The sequence below is a fragment of the Herbiconiux sp. FW305-C-125 genome, assembly GCF_058783455.1.
Genome location: NZ_JBYSYO010000011.1, coordinates 73,573 through 87,714 on the forward strand (window position 1 = coordinate 73,573; position 14,142 = coordinate 87,714).

At 71.7% G+C, this 14,142-nt stretch carries 16 protein-coding genes; 8 read left to right on the forward strand and 8 right to left on the reverse strand.

Annotation, left to right across the window (positions count from 1 at the left end):
• The 3 genes from AC3WLB_RS20420 to AC3WLB_RS20430 all read left to right on the forward strand — a co-directional run.
• A partial coding sequence (locus tag AC3WLB_RS20420) for a sugar ABC transporter ATP-binding protein (RefSeq protein WP_492509158.1) occupies positions 1 to 1,378 on the forward strand: 1,378 nt, incomplete at its 5' end.
• Positions 1,375 to 2,367: an ABC transporter permease gene (locus AC3WLB_RS20425; protein WP_492509161.1), complete on the forward strand. Its 993-nt coding sequence runs from the start codon at positions 1,375 to 1,377 to the stop codon at positions 2,365 to 2,367. The genes AC3WLB_RS20420 and AC3WLB_RS20425, both read left to right, overlap by 4 nt.
• Positions 2,364 to 4,715 (forward strand): penicillin acylase family protein, encoded by a 2,352-nt coding sequence (locus tag AC3WLB_RS20430; RefSeq protein ID WP_492509163.1) that lies wholly within the window; start codon positions 2,364 to 2,366, stop codon positions 4,713 to 4,715. The genes AC3WLB_RS20425 and AC3WLB_RS20430 overlap by 4 nt, the downstream gene beginning before the upstream one ends.
• Before the next feature lie 9 nt (positions 4,716 to 4,724).
• Here AC3WLB_RS20430 and AC3WLB_RS20435 read toward each other — a convergent pair whose 3' ends face one another.
• Complete coding sequence (locus tag AC3WLB_RS20435; protein WP_492509165.1) at positions 4,725 to 5,141, reverse strand: DUF3054 domain-containing protein; 417 nt, start codon at positions 5,139 to 5,141, stop codon at positions 4,725 to 4,727.
• 51 nt (positions 5,142 to 5,192) lie between these two features.
• On the reverse strand, positions 5,193 to 6,224 hold the full coding sequence (locus AC3WLB_RS20440) for an alcohol dehydrogenase catalytic domain-containing protein (protein WP_492509167.1): 1,032 nt from the start codon (positions 6,222 to 6,224) through the stop codon (positions 5,193 to 5,195).
• 27 nt (positions 6,225 to 6,251) lie between these two features.
• Between AC3WLB_RS20440 and AC3WLB_RS20445 the strand changes: the two genes are divergently transcribed.
• Entirely contained in the window at positions 6,252 to 6,515 is a 264-nt protein-coding gene (locus tag AC3WLB_RS20445; RefSeq protein ID WP_492509169.1) for a hypothetical protein, read from the forward strand.
• A 21-nt stretch (positions 6,516 to 6,536) separates the two neighbouring features.
• On the opposite strand, the gene AC3WLB_RS20450 is transcribed toward AC3WLB_RS20445, so the two are convergent.
• Entirely contained in the window at positions 6,537 to 6,779 is a 243-nt protein-coding gene (locus AC3WLB_RS20450; protein ID WP_492509171.1) for a hypothetical protein, read from the reverse strand.
• A 128-nt stretch (positions 6,780 to 6,907) separates the two neighbouring features.
• Between AC3WLB_RS20450 and AC3WLB_RS20455 the strand changes: the two genes are divergently transcribed.
• Positions 6,908 to 7,804 carry an EamA family transporter gene (locus AC3WLB_RS20455; RefSeq protein ID WP_492509173.1) on the forward strand — a complete coding sequence of 299 codons (897 nt, stop codon included), beginning with the start codon at positions 6,908 to 6,910 and terminating at the stop codon, positions 7,802 to 7,804.
• An 88-nt stretch (positions 7,805 to 7,892) separates the two neighbouring features.
• On the opposite strand, the gene AC3WLB_RS20460 is transcribed toward AC3WLB_RS20455, so the two are convergent.
• Positions 7,893 to 8,471, reverse strand: coding sequence for a TetR/AcrR family transcriptional regulator (locus AC3WLB_RS20460; protein WP_031284124.1), 579 nt, complete (start codon positions 8,469 to 8,471; stop codon positions 7,893 to 7,895).
• 66 nt (positions 8,472 to 8,537) lie between these two features.
• Here AC3WLB_RS20460 and AC3WLB_RS20465 point away from each other — a divergent pair, with 66 nt between their 5' ends.
• A complete protein-coding gene (locus tag AC3WLB_RS20465) occupies positions 8,538 to 10,040 on the forward strand; it encodes an MDR family MFS transporter (protein ID WP_492509175.1) in 1,503 nt (500 codons plus the stop codon).
• 56 nt (positions 10,041 to 10,096) lie between these two features.
• Here AC3WLB_RS20465 and AC3WLB_RS20470 read toward each other — a convergent pair whose 3' ends face one another.
• Both AC3WLB_RS20470 and AC3WLB_RS20475 read right to left on the reverse strand, forming a co-directional pair.
• Positions 10,097 to 10,267: a hypothetical protein gene (locus AC3WLB_RS20470; protein WP_492509177.1), complete on the reverse strand. Its 171-nt coding sequence runs from the start codon at positions 10,265 to 10,267 to the stop codon at positions 10,097 to 10,099.
• A 28-nt stretch (positions 10,268 to 10,295) separates the two neighbouring features.
• Positions 10,296 to 10,958: a TrmH family RNA methyltransferase gene (locus tag AC3WLB_RS20475; RefSeq protein ID WP_492509179.1), complete on the reverse strand. Its 663-nt coding sequence runs from the start codon at positions 10,956 to 10,958 to the stop codon at positions 10,296 to 10,298.
• A gap of 85 nt (positions 10,959 to 11,043) precedes the next feature.
• Between AC3WLB_RS20475 and AC3WLB_RS20480 the strand changes: the two genes are divergently transcribed.
• Positions 11,044 to 11,787: an SDR family NAD(P)-dependent oxidoreductase gene (locus AC3WLB_RS20480; RefSeq protein ID WP_492509181.1), complete on the forward strand. Its 744-nt coding sequence runs from the start codon at positions 11,044 to 11,046 to the stop codon at positions 11,785 to 11,787.
• Entirely contained in the window at positions 11,784 to 12,257 is a 474-nt protein-coding gene (locus AC3WLB_RS20485) for an acyl-CoA thioesterase (protein WP_492509183.1), read from the forward strand. Before AC3WLB_RS20480 ends, AC3WLB_RS20485 begins: the two co-directional genes overlap by 4 nt.
• Here AC3WLB_RS20485 and AC3WLB_RS20490 read toward each other — a convergent pair.
• Positions 12,230 to 13,282 carry an MBL fold metallo-hydrolase gene (locus AC3WLB_RS20490; protein WP_492509185.1) on the reverse strand — a complete coding sequence of 351 codons (1,053 nt, stop codon included), beginning with the start codon at positions 13,280 to 13,282 and terminating at the stop codon, positions 12,230 to 12,232. The genes AC3WLB_RS20485 and AC3WLB_RS20490 overlap by 28 nt on opposite strands.
• Positions 13,279 to 14,082 (reverse strand): enoyl-CoA hydratase/isomerase family protein, encoded by an 804-nt coding sequence (locus AC3WLB_RS20495; protein ID WP_492509187.1) that lies wholly within the window; start codon positions 14,080 to 14,082, stop codon positions 13,279 to 13,281. Before AC3WLB_RS20495 ends, AC3WLB_RS20490 begins: the two co-directional genes overlap by 4 nt.
• Between the last annotated feature and the right edge of the window lie 60 nt (positions 14,083 to 14,142).

Here is a 14,142-nt window from a genome sequence, read left to right on the forward strand (position 1 = left end):
CGCCGGCAAGTCGACGCTGCTCGGCATGATCAGCGGCCGGCTCGCCCACGACGAGGGCTCGATCACCGTGTTCGGCGAGGAGTTGCGGGCGTCGAGCCCCCGCGACTCCCGCCGGCACGGCCTCGTCGTGGTGTACCAGGAGCTCACGATGGTGCCCGGCATGACCGCGGTGCAGAACGTCTTCCTCGGCCAGCTCGGCTCGCGCGGCGGCATCACCGCCGACCGCGCGATGCGGGAGCGCTACCAGGAGCTGTGCCGCGAGTTCGACGTGCAGATCGACCCCGACACCCTCGCCCGCGACCTGTCCGTGTCGCAGCAGCAGATCGTGGAGATCATGCGCGGCGTGCAGGCCAAGGGCCGCATCCTGATGCTCGACGAGCCGAGCGCCGCACTGGCCGAGGGCGAACGCGAGGTGCTGTACCGCATCCTGAAGCGGCTCACCGAGCAGGGCACCACCATCGTCTTCGTCAGCCACAACCTCGACGAGGTGCTGCAGCTGAGCGATCACATCACCGTGATGCGCGACAGCGAGGTGGTGACCAGCGCCCCGCGGAGCGAATGGGACAAGAAGTCGATCGTGCGCAGCATGGTGGGCAAGGATGTCGCGATCGAGAAGCGCACGGAGCGGCATCCGCTCGGCGCGGAATCGATCGCGGTGTCGGGGCTCACGTTGCCCGGCGTGCTCGAGGACATCTCGGTCACCGCGCGCGAGGGCGAGATCGTCGGTCTCTGGGGCCTCGTCGGCTCGGGGCGCACCACGTTCTTCCGGTCGCTGACCGGTCTCGAACCCAAGGCCCGCGGGCGGCTGCGGCTCGGCGGGCGCGACCGGCCCTGGCCGCGCTCGATGCGCGCGGCGGTGGCCGACGGCGTCGTGATGGTGCCCGAGAGCCGCCGCAAGGCGCTCGTGATGGGCATGGACTCCATCGCCAACTACTGGCTCGGCCGCCGCTCCCCCGGCAAGGGCTTCATCTCGCCGCGGCGGGAACGAGGTCCGGTGGTCGAGGACTCGGCGTTCTTCGGCTTCAACGCCAGACGGGTGCTCGAACCGGTGCGCAACCTCTCGGGCGGCAACCAGCAGAAGGTGCTGCTGGCCAAGTGGGCGGGCTACCGGCCCCGGGTCTTCTTGATCGACGAGCCCACCCGCGGCATCGACGTCGGAGCCAAGGCCGAGGTGCTCGCGTCGCTCGTGCGGCTCGCGGCCGACGGCGCCACCATCATCGTCACCTCGTCGGAGCTCGAGGAGGTGCTCGCCATCTGCGACCGCCTGCTGGTGTTCGCGCACGGCCGCGTGGTGCACGAGTTCGCAACGGCCGAGGACGACTACTCGGTCGAACAGATCGTCAAATTCGGATTCGGAGAGAGTGAGACAGCAGCATGACCGTCACCCCGAAGGTCTCCGACGGAGTCGCCGCCGACAAGCACGGTATCGGCCACTTCGTCACCCGCTACAGCATGGTCGGCGTGCTCATCGTGCTCATCGCGGTGGCGTCGATCCTCTACCCGGGGTTCTTGAACCTCGCCAACATCGGCAACATCCTCACCCAGAACTCGGCCGTCGGACTCATCGCCATCGGCATGACCTTCGTGATCATCTGCGGTGGCTTCGACCTCTCGGTGGGGGCCACCTACGCGCTCGGCGCGGTGCTCTATGCGGGGCTCACGCTGCAGACGGGCTCGGTGGTGGTGGCCGGCATCGGCGCGCTGGCCGCCGGCGTGGTGGTGGGGGTCGTGAACGGCCTCATCATCTCGCGGCTCAGCATCAACCCGTTCGTCGCGACGCTCGGCACCTCGTCGATCATCAGCGGCATCGCCTACATCTACTCCAACTCGTCGCCGTTCATCGTGAACAGCGTGCCCGAGTTCCAGGATCTCGCCCTGTCGAAGCTCGCGGGCATCCCGCTGCCGATCTGGATTCTCGTGCTCGCCTTCGTCATCGCCGGCGTGCTGCTCGCGAAGACCACCTTCGGCCGCAACGTCTACGCGGTCGGCGGCAATTACGAGGCGGCCTGGCTGACCGGGCTCCGGGTGAAGGGGCTGAACGCCAGCGTCTACGTGGTGACCGGCGTGCTCGCCGCGCTGGCCGGCATGATGGACTCCTCCCGCCTCGGCGTCGGCCAGGCGGATGTCGGTGCCTCGATGGCCCTCGACGCGATCGCCATCGTCGTGGTCGGCGGCACGTCGCTCCTCGGCGGCGAGGGCGCGATCTGGCGCTCGGCGGTGGGCCTGCTCATCCTCGCCACCCTCACCAACGTGTTCTACAGCCTCAACGTCTCGCAGAACTGGCAGCTGATCGCCAAGGGCACCATCGTGGTGGCCGCGGTGGCGGTGGATGCCCTCATCCGCATCCGAAAGCGGAGCGGGTCGTGAGCTCGGACCGCCTGCCGGGCGCCGACTCCTACCGGGTCGACGGGCTCGACCAGCCGGTCGAGATCATCGTCGACACCTGGGGCGTGCCGCACATCTACGCGGCGACGCGGGCGGACGCGTTCGTGGCGCAGGGCTTCAACGCGGCCCGCGACCGGCTGTTCCAGATCGATCTCTGGCGCCGGCGCGGCCATGGGCTGCTCGCCGAGGTGCTCGGCCCGGCCTACGTCGAGCAGGATCGCGCGAGCCGCCTCTTCCTCTACCGGGGCGACCTCGACGCCGAGTGGGACGCCTACGGGCCGGAGACCCGTGCGATCGTCGGCGCCTTCGTGCGCGGGGTCAACGCCTACGTGCGCTGGGCCCGGGAGGTGCCCGACCGGCTGCCGCCGGAATTCCACGTGTACGGGTACGAGCCCTCGCTCTGGGAGCCGGCCGACGCCGTGCGCTTCCGCACCCACGGCCTGTTCTACAACGTCGAGCAGGAGATCGCGCGGGCGCAGACCGTGCGCGACTTCGGCGCCGAGGCCGAGGAGGTGCGGCAGGCGCGCGAGCCGCACGACCCGCTCCGGCTGCCCGAGGGCCTCGATCTCGGCGTGCTCGACGAAGACGTGATGCGCGTCTACCGGCTCGCCTTCGCCCCGGTCGCCTTCGCCGGCCAGGCGGATGCGCAGGACTGGCGCGCGGGAATCAGCGGCAGCAACAACTGGGCGGTGTCGGCGGAGCGTTCGGCGACCGGCCGGCCGCTGCTCGCGAACGACCCGCACCGCGCGGTGACGCTGCCGTCGCTGCGCTACATGGCGCACCTCGAGGCGCCCGGCCTCAGCGTGATCGGCGCGGGCGAGCCGGGGCTCCCCGGCATCTCGATCGGCCACAACGGCCGCGTCGCCTTCGGCCTCACCATCTGGCCGGCCGACCACGAAGACCTCTACGTCTACGAGCTCGACCCGGCCGACCCCACGCGCTACCGCTACGGCGACGGCTGGGAGAGCTTCCGGGTGGAGAGTGACAGCATCCCGGTGGCGGGCGGTTCGGCCGCGTCGGTCTCGGTCGAGTACCAGTTCACCCGGCACGGTCCGGTCATCCATCACGACCCGGCGCGGGGTATCGCGGTCGCCGTGCGTGCCGTGTGGCTCGAACCCGGAATGGCCCCCTACCTCGCGAGCATCGGCTACCTCGACGCGGCCGATGGCGACGAGTTCGTGGCGGCGCTCGAGCGTTGGGGAGCGCCCGGCGTGAACCAGGTGTTCGCCACCCCCGACGGCGACTTCGGGCGGCAGTCGAGCACGATGATCCCCCGGCGCGTGGGCTGGGACGGCAGCTTGCCCGTGCCGGGCGACGGCCGCTACGAGTGGGACGGCTTCGTGCGCTCCAGCGGGCTGCCCGGCAGCCGCCGGCCCGACACGGGCTGGGTGATGAGCGCCAACGAGATGAACCTGCCCGACGGCTACCGCAACGACGAGCTCACCACCACCTACGACTGGTACTCCTCCGCCCGGGCCGAGCGGCTGCGCGACTGGCTGGGATCGGCGGCGGTGGTCGGCATCGAGGAGAGCGTGCGGATGCAGTCCGACACCCTCTCGGTGCACGCCCTGCGCGTGATCTCGCTGCTCGCGCCGGTCGACTCCGCCGCCATCCCCGACGGAGCGCTGCTGGAGCGCCTGCGCGAATGGGACGGCCGGGAGGACGCCGGTTCGTTCGAGGCGCTGGTGTTCGAGATCTGGTTGCGGCGGCACCTGCGGCCGTGGCTGCTGCGCGAGCACCTGGGGCGGCGCGGGCTCTCGGAGGAGCAGATCACCGCATCCGCCCGGCTGGTGCTGAAGGACGAATCGTTCGGCGGCGACCTGCGCGGCGACCTGCGGATGCTCGCCGACGTGCTGGCCTCGCCCGGCGGCGCGGCGGCGCTCACCGACGCGGTGGGATCGACGCTCGGCGATGCGCTCGCGGAGATCGAGGGCCGGCTCGGCACCGACCCGTCGTGGCACACCTGGGGGGCGCTGCACCACTCGTTGCTCGTGCATCCGGGGCTCGACGGCGTGGCCGGTGTGCCGGCGGAGTGGTCGCGCCTCGGCCCGGTGCCGCGCGGCGGCAGCGGCGACACCGTGGGCAACGCGGGGTACGACCCGAGCTTCCGGCAGAGCATCGGGTCGACCTTCCGCATGGTGGTCGACGTGGGGGAGTGGGACGGCAGCCGGGCGATGAACGCGCCCGGGCAGTCGGGCGATCCGCGGTCGCCGCACTACGCCGACCTGTTCGAGCCGTGGGCGGCGGGCGACAGCTTTCCGCTCGTGTACTCGCGGGCTGCGGTGGAGGCGAACGCGGGCACGCGCATCCGCTTGGAGCCGTCGGCGTAGCTCCGGCGGTCAGGCGGCCCGGCGGCGGATACGCCGCACGAGCAGGGCGACGGCGCGCCAGCCCACGAGGAAGAGGCCGAGCACGACCGCGGTGACCGCCACGAAGCTCCACTGCACACCCTGCCCCGAGGCGATGCGCAGCAGCATGCCGCCCACCACGGCGGCGGCCCAGACGACGACGCCCGTCGGCGCGAGGCGCAGCGGCGCGCGCCAGGCCCGGGCGGCGAGCCAGCCGAGCGCGGCGCCCGCGGCGAACGGCCAGAGCGTGGTGAGAAACCCGAGCAGGGCGTCGCCCTCGTCGTGGCTGCGGCGGCCGATCAGCACGAACGCCGCGACGAGCACGAGGTCGAGCGCCGCCGCGAGCACAATGGTGCGCCCCCGAGCGGCGTGCGGGCGGGCGGTGGTTGGCGGGGCTTCGGTCGTCACGCCCCCATTCTCCCCGACCCACCGTGCTCGAGCGACGTGCGCCGATCGGCCTTACGGCTCGATGATGGTGACGCCCGCGGGGGCGGTGCCCGCGGCCATGGCGGCCATCGCGGCAGGCACCTCGTCGAGCCGGATGCGCTGCGTCACGAGCACCTGAGGCGCCAGCGCACCGGAGACCACGAGGTCGAGCAGGCCCGCGTAGTCGGCGGCGGGCATCCCGTGGCTGCCGAACACCTGCAGTTCGCGTGCGATCACGTCGGACATCGGGAACCGCGGCTCGCCGGCGAACAGACCGATCTGCACGTGCCGCCCGCGGGGTGCCAGCGAGCGCACCGCGTTGCGGACGGTCTCCTCGCGCCCCAGCGCCTCCACCGTCACCTGAGGGGCACCGGATGCCCGCACCGCGTCGACCACCCCCTCGCCGGAGAGCCCGGTCGCGTTCACAGCGGCCGCCGCGCCGAGCGCGGTGGCGCGTGCGAGTGCCGTCGGGTCGACGTCGATCGCGGTGACCCGCGCACCGAGGGCGACCGCGATCATGACGGCGCTGAGGCCGACGCCGCCGCAGCCGAACACCGCGACGGTCTCGCCGGGGGCGAGCCGCGCCTGGTGCACGAGACCCCGGTGGGCGGTGGCGAAGCGGCAGCCGAGCAGCGCCGCTGCGCCGGAATCGAGCTCGTCGGGCACCGGGATGAGGTTGACGTCGGCGTCGTGCAGGGCGACGAACTCGGCGAAAGAGCCGGCGTGCGTGAATCCCGGCTGGGTCTGGTTCGGGCAGACCTGACCGTCGCCGGCCGCGCACACCGTGCAGCGGCCGCATGCGCACACGAAGGGGGTCGTGACGCGCTGGCCCACGTGGAACCGCGACAACTCGGCACCCACCGCCACGATGGTGCCCACCACTTCGTGGCCGGGAACGTGCGGCAGGGCGATGCCGTCGTCGTGGCCCTGCCAGCCGTGGATGTCGCTGCGGCAGAGCCCGGTGGCCTCGACACGGAGGACCACGCCGCGCGCGCTGGGTTCGGGTGTGGGGAGGTCGATCAGTTCGGGCATCCGGCCGAATTCGGCGAAGCTGATGGCGCGCATGAGGCCACGTTAGGCGAAGATGGAGGGGTGACTCACACCGAAATCACCGTTCTGAACTACACCGTCAACGCCGACGTCTACGCCCGTTACGGCGCCGACTTCGATGCGGAGGCGGTGAACGACGAGATCCTGCGCATCCTGAACGAGGCGGCGCCGGCCGGCGTCACCATCCAGCGCAACGGCAAGGTGCTCGCCGAGGACTCCGCCATCGCCACCGCCCGCTCCTTCGACTGGGCGGGAACGCTGAAGCGCATCGACCTCGACACCATCCTCGCCAAGCACGGCCGCTGAGCGCGGACGTCTCCTGACGGGCTAGCCCGGTGGATGACTGTCGTCGGTCGATCGAGTCTTGCGTGTTCGTGAGACGGTCCAGAGCAGGGTTCCGAACACGACGAGCCCGCTCAGCGTCAATACCCCGCCGCACACCAACAGCACCCAGGCACCGCGATCCGCGTCGCGTTCCTGAACCTGCACAAGGCCACTGATGAACATCCCGAGCCCGCACAGCGCGATCAGCGGCTGGACGATCAGGCTGAGCCGCAGCCGGGGCGTCATCGGCGCGCTTCTCCCATGAGACGCACGCTACACCTGTCACCGAATCGCGGCCGGGGTGTAGCGGGAGCACAGGGTGGGTGTAGGGATGCTTGCTTGTGCGCGCGGGGGCGGGCCGCGAGGCTGAGAGCATGAGCGGGCGGGATCGGGTTCTGGCGGGGGTGGTCGCCGCGCTGTGGGGGCTGAACTTCGTGGCCATCCACTTCTCGCTCGAGCACTACCCGCCGTTCTTCCTGGTGGGGCTGCGGTTTCTCGTGCTGGCCATCCCGACGGTGCTGTTCGTGAAGTGGCCCGGGGTGAAGGTGCGGTGGCTCCTCGGTTACGGGCTCGGTTTCGGCATCCTGCAGTTCGCATTCCTCTACGCGGGCATGGCGACCGGCATGCCGGCGGGGCTCGCCTCGCTCGTGCTGCAGGCATCCGCCCCGTTCACCGTGGTGCTCGCGGCCGTGTGGTTGCGAGAGCGCATCACGCTCGTGCAGGGCGTGGGCATCCTCGTGGCCATCGCGGGGCTCAGCATCATCGCGGCGGAGCGGGCAGGGGTCTCGGCGCTGCTGCCGGTCATCCTCACCCTCTGTGGCGCGCTCGGCTGGGCGTTCGGCAACATCTGCAGCCGGCAGGCGCAGCCGGCGAGTCCGCTCCGGTTGACGATGTGGATGTCGGTGGTGCCGCCGGTGCCGATGATCGCGCTGTCGCTCCTGGTCGAGGGCCCGGCCCGCGTCGGCGAGTCGCTCGCGACCACGTTCACGCTCGAGGCGCTGCCGGCCGTGCTAGGGCTCGCTTACACCGTCGTGCTCGGCACCATCGTGGGCAGCGGCATCTGGGTGACGCTGATGAAGCGCAACCCGTCGAGCCGGGTCGCTCCATTCTCGATGCTCGTGCCGGTGGCGGGGTTCTTGAGCGCCTGGCTCGTCCTCGGCGACGTGCCGACGGTGGGCGACCTCGTCGGCGGCGCGGTCGTGGTGGGCGGAGTGCTCGTGGCGACGGTCGCCTGGCGCCCCCGCCTCCGCCGCGCCCCCTCACTCTCCTGACCGCGTTCGGGAGCCTTGTCGTTAGCAAAGGATAGGGACATAGCCTTTGCTAAGACTGGCGCTTGCCCAGGTTTCTGGCGGGGACAGGTCAGCGCACCAGGGGGAGCCAGATCTCGTCGACGATCTCGAGGATGCGGGCGTCGGGGAGGGGCTTCAGCGTCATCACGAGGTCGTGCCGCACCAGGTCCGAGGGGAGCGTCGTGATGCCCGGCGGCCAGTCGCGCAGAGGGATCTCGCCGCGGGCGGCGGCGCGTTCGAGCATCCCTCGGCCGACCTCGGTACGGCCCTCGAGCAGGCGCTGACGGAGGTCGGCGGGTGACAGGCCGGTGTCGGCGTGGATGCTCGCCATGTAGACACTGATCACCGCCATGAACCCCGACCGGGCCGCATTGAAGTCGCGGAGCGAGGCGAGGATGTCGCCCCGCAACGTCCCGGTGTCGGGCGTCTCCCGGCCGGCGAAGAGCCCGCCGTGCTGCAGCGCCGCCAGCACGAGGTCGACCTTCGCCGGCCAGCGGCGGTAGAGCACCGGCTTCGATGTGCCGGCGCGCGCGGCGACACCGTCGTAGCTGAACGCCGGGTAACCCACCTCCTCGAGCTCGGCCCACGCCGCATCGAGCAGCGCCTCCTCGAGTTCGGCGCCGCGGCGGCGCGTCTTCACAAGATCCATTTGCGTATCTTATCGCGCTGACGTACAGTGCTGCTAATAAGACACAACCGAGTATCTAAGGTGATCATGGACAAGAACCTCCGCCGCCTCGCCATCGCCCTCGTCGTGGGCGCGATGGCACCGTTGTTCGACGCGACCATCGTGAGCGTCGCCCTGCACACCCTGGCCGGTGACCTGAACGCGAGCATCGAGACCATCCAGTGGGTGAGCACCGGCTACTTGCTCGCGATGGGCGTCACCGTGCCGCTGGTGGGCTGGCTGCAGAACCGCATCGGCGGCCGGCGATTGTGGATGGCGGCACTCATCGTCTTCCTCGTCGGCAGCATCCTGTGCTCGCTGGCCTGGGACGCCGGCAGCCTCATCGCGTTCCGCGTCGTGCAAGGCGTGGGTGCCGGCGCGATGATGCCGCTGCTCACCACGTTGCTGATGCAGGCCGCTCGCGGCCAGGCGCTCGGCCGCACCATGGCGGTCGTCTCGCTTCCGACCGCGCTCGGCCCCATTCTCGGCCCGGTGATCGGCGGGCTCATCCTCGGCGCCGGCACCTGGCCGTGGCTGTTCTGGGTGAACGTGCCGTTCGCGGCGGTCGGGCTCGTGCTGGCCTGGAAGTTCATCCCCGCCGATGGCCCGACCGGCACCGCGAAGCTCGACGTGGTCGGGCTCGCCCTGCTCTCCCCCGCCGTCGTCGGGCTGCTCTACGGACTCAGCAACGCCGGCGGTGCAGGCGGTTTCGCGCGCTTCGACGTGTGGGCGCCGCTCGGTGCCGGCGTGGCACTGCTGGTGGCGTTCACCCTGTGGGCCACCCGGACGAAGCGCGCCGCGCTGGTCGACCTCCGCCTGCTGCGTCATCGCCCGCTCGCCGCCGCGTCGGGCGCCATGTTCCTCATGGGCGCAGCCCTCTACGGCGGGATGCTCCTCCTCCCGCTCTCGTTCCAAGAACTCCGCGGCACCGACGCCCTAGGCGCCGGGCTCCTGCTCATCCCCCAGGGCGTCGGCTCGCTGCTCAGCCGCTCGCTGGCCGGGCGCCTCACCGACCGAATCGGCGCGCGCAGCGTCGCCATCCTGGGCTTCGCGGTCGTGCTCGTGGCGACCGTGCCGTTCGCCTTCGCCGACGCCAGCACGAACCTCTGGTGGATCAGCGCCGTGCTCGTCGTGCGCGGCATGGGGCTCGGCGCGGTGATGATCCCCATCATGGCGGTGGGCTTCGTCGGGCTCGAGCAGCAGGAGATCCCGCACGCGAGCACCATCACGCGGCTCTCGCAGCAGCTCGGCGGCGCGTTCGGCACGGCGGTTCTCGCCGTGGTGCTGGCCGGCGCCGCGGGCGGAGCGGGGGCAGGTGCGAGCGGCGCAGCGGATGCGGTGGGCGCGTTCCAGCAGGCGTTCTGGTGGGCGATCGGCATCACCGGCGTCGCGATGCTGCTGTCGTTCCTACTGCCGGGCCGAGCGGCCGTGACCGTGCCGGCGGCGGTGGAAGCCGAGGTGGTCGCGGAGGCAGAGGCGGAGGCGGTCGCAGAACCGCAGTCCGGAGCCGCCGAGGGGCCCGAGCCGGTGAGAACATCGCGTGCTGAGTGATCCAGGCACGCATGGCGGCGGCCGACCTGTGTCGAGCAGCCCTCAGCGGTGGGTTGTCACAGGGATCGATCGATCACGTCGTCGATCTCCGCCCGGAGTAGATTGCCGTCGACCAAGGGAAGCGTCCGGCGACACTCGCTCAACTCGCTCGTCGACATCCGTCGCCCTGCCGCGGCAAGCACGTCACCGCACTGGTCGCGGAGTTCGCGAACGCTGACACCGGACATGTCTCGAGTGTGTCACACGTGATGGACGCTAGGCGAAGGGGACGTGCTGGGTGATCCAGGCGTGCATCGCGACGGCGGCGGCCGCGGAGGCGTTGATGGAGCGGGTCGAGCCGAACTGGGAGATCTCGACCACCGCATCCGCCGCCGCCAGCGCCTCGGGCGAGAGCCCCGGGCCCTCCTGCCCGAACAGCAGCACGCAGCGCTCCGGGAAGCGGAACGTCTCGATGATCACCGAGCCCGGCACGTTGTCGATCGCGACGATCGGCAGCCCCGCGTCGCGGGCGAAGGCGACGAAGGTGGCGACATCCGGATGGTTCTGCACGTGCTGGTAGCGGTCGGTCACCATCGCCCCGCGCTTGTTCCAGCGCTTGCGGCCGATGATGTGCACCGTGTCGGCCGCGAACGCGTTGGCGCTGCGCACGATCGAGCCGATGTTGAGGTCGTGCTGCCAGTTCTCGATCGCGACATGGAACGGATGCCGGTGCTCGTCGAGATCGGCGACGATCGCATCCATGCGCCAGTAGCGGTAGCGGTCGATGACGTTGCGGGTGTCGCCGCGGGCGAGCAGCTCCGGGTCGTACTGCGGCCCGCCGGGCAGTTCGCCCGGCCACGGCCCCACGCCGCCGGCACTGAACTCCACGCTCCGGCTGGGCGCCGGGGCCGGTTCGGCTACGGATTCGGGGTCGCTCACGCAGCCAGGCTACTGTAGCATCGGAACAAGCAAATGCTTGGTTTTGAGGCGATGACGCCCGACCGCGAGCGTACGAGGAGGTACGGTGACCGCCGATTTCAGCTTCACACCCGGAGACGTGATCCTCGTGACGGGCGCCGCCAGCGGCATCGGCCGCGCCACCGCCCTCCGCGCCGCCGAACTCGGACTCGCGGTGAGCGCGTGGGACCTCGATACAACCGGCGTCGAAGCAACCGCACGCGACATCACCGCGGCCGGCGGCACCGCCCACAGCTGGGCCGCCGACGTCTCCGACGACGAGGCCGTCGCCGCGGGCCTCGCCGACCTGCGCTCCACGCACGGCCAGCCGCTCTACCTGCACAACAACGCCGGTCCCGCCTCCGCGAGCAGCATCCCGTTCGATCGCGCCCTCCAGGTGAGCCTCGGCAGCGTGCGCACCGTCACCGAGGCCTGGGCCGCCGGCCTCGACGGGCGGCCGGGCGCGGCGATGGTGGTGACCACGTCCGTCGCCGGCAACCTGATCGGCACCGAGAGCGACTGGTACTCCACCGCCAAGGCCGGCCTCATGGGGTACGTGCGCCACCTCGCCTCTCAGCGGTCGGGTCAGTTCCGCAGCAACGGGGTCGCCCCGGGCATGACCGACACCCCGCGGCTGGCGGGGTTCCGCGAGAGCGAGACCGGCCAGCGGGTGCTCACGCGCATCCCGCTGAGACGGATGGCCGAACCCGACGACATCGCCTACGCCGTGCTCTTCCTCCTCTCCCCGCTCGCGAGCTACATCGACGGGGTGTTCCTGCCGGTCGACGGCGGTTGGACCGTGACGCAGTGACGAGCGACGCGCCGTCGGCACCGGGCAGCGACCGGGATGCGGGCCTGGGCCCCGCCCTGCGCGCCCACACCTTCCGGCTCGGGTACGGCGACACCGACCCCGCCGGCATCCTCTACTACGCCGCCTGGTTCCCGCGCATGGAGAATCTGCAGACCGAGTACCTCTATCTCAACGACCTGCGGCAGGACACCATGCTCGAACGCTTCGGGTGGTGGACGGTGTCGCGGGCAGCGCAGTGCGAGTACCTCGCCGCAGCGCGGCTGCTCGACGAGGTGCGCATCGAGCTGCGGCTCGGGGCGGTGGGCCGCACGTCGATCCGCTTCGACTACCGGATGCTGCGGCTCCCCGACGAGTTGCTCGTCGCCCGCGCATCCAACACGATCGTGACGGTGGCGCCCGACCAGTCGGCGATCCGCGTGCCCGAGGAGCTGCGCCGGCGGCTTCAGGAGCTGGAGTCGGCGGCGCGCTGAGCGAGCAGCTGCGCCGCCGCGCCCGAGCGCACCAGCTCGCGGTGCATCTCGGTCTGCGCGAGCGCGGAGTGCAGGTGGAACTCGGTGAGCCGCGCCCAGCCGCCGGTCCAGGTGAGCCGGCTCGCGTACTGCCAGATCGGGGCGTCGCCGAGCTCGGTGACCAGCGCGGCAACCTCGGCGGTGCGCCGCAGGTGGTGCGCAGCGATCGCGTCGCAGCGGGCCGCGAGCCCGTCGAACCGGAACTCGTGGCCGGGCAGCACCTGCACTCCCTCGAATCCCGCGGCCCGGTCGAGCGAGCCGAGGTAGTCGGCGAGCGCGTTGCGGCCGGGCAGCGTTCCGATGCCGACGCCCGAGAAGATGCCCGGCAGCACGTGGTCGCCGGTGTAGAGGAGCCCGCGGTCGGCATCGTGCAGCATGACGTGCCCCGAGGTGTGGCCCGGCGTGGCCACGACGGTGAGGCGATGCCCGGCGAGGTCGAGCACGTCGCCGTCGGCGACCAGGAGGTCGGGGTCGAGATCGTCGAGGTAGGCGGGCCGGTCGAAGTTCGCCAGCAGCTCGGGCCGGCGCTCCGCCGGCACCGCCCAGCGCTCCAGTTGCGCGGCATAACGCTCACGGTCGCGACGATCCCGGCTCGTCTCCTGGGCGAGCACCCTGCGGTCGTCGGCCGAGAGCACCACGCGGCAGCCGGATGCGCCCCGCAACCGCCCGGCGATGCCGAGGTGATCGGGGTGGAAGTGGGTGGCGATCACGGTCGAGACATCGGCGACGGTGCGCCCGACGTGCTCGAGCGAGCCGACCAGCGCGGCGAAGTTCTCGGCCGAGCCCCAGCCGGGGTCGACGATGGAGACGGTCCCGTCGCCGCCGAGGAGCAGGTAGGTGAGCGTGTGCGGGATGGCACCGCCCGGAATCGGCGAGGCCACCGCCCACACCCCGGCGGCCACCTCCTCGGGCGCGGGTGAACGCCCCGCCGCCCACGCCGCTTCCTGCGCCGTGCTCAGCGGAACGACGCCGCGCTCCTCGCTCACGCGCCCGCCCGGGGCGCGAGCGGGTCGCCATCCGCACCCACTCCGGTGGGCCGCGCAGCGGGGGACTGAGGGGGGCGAGCGGAGCGGGCGAGGAAGGCGTCGCGGGCGGCGGCGAAATGCGGGGTGGCGAGGAGGTGTGCCTGCACGACCGCCTCCGCGTCGAGCGCCTCGGCGAGCGGCGCGGCGTCGGCGGCACGGAGCAGGCGCTTCGACGCGGCCGCCGCCTCGGGGGCGCCGAGCAGCCGCTCGGCGTAGAACTCCACGCGGGCGGCGAGCTCGTCGGCCTCGACCGCCTCGCTCACGAGACCCCAGCGCTCGGCGTCGTCGGCGCCGAGCCGCTCGCCGCCCACCACGAATCGCGCCGCGCGGGCCCGGCCGGCCGCGCCCACGAGTCGGGTCGCGCCACCGTCCGGCACCAGTCCGAGGGGCAGGAACGGCATCGCGAAGAACGCCGACCGCGCCGCGAGCACGAGATCGCAGGCCAGGGCGAGCGACGCACCGACGCCGGCCGCCGGCCCGTTGACCGCCGCGATCACCCACTGCCGTGCGCCGGCGATGGCGCGCACCGCACGTGCCGCTTCGTCGACCGTGCCCGCGTCGACCGCGCCGGAGAGATCGGCACCCGAGCAGAACGCCCGGCCCTCGCCGGTCAGCGTCACGACGTCGATCGGGGAGTCGGGGCCGGGGATGGCGTCGGCGAGCGCCGCCAGCTGCTCGGTGCCCAAGGAGTTCAGCCGCTCCGGCCGGCGGATGCGGATGCGACGGATGCGCCCGTCGTCGACGATCTCGATCTCGTTCATCCGTTCATCCTTCTCTCCCACCGATTAGCCAAGCGCTTGCTTGCTAGGATGTCAATGGGC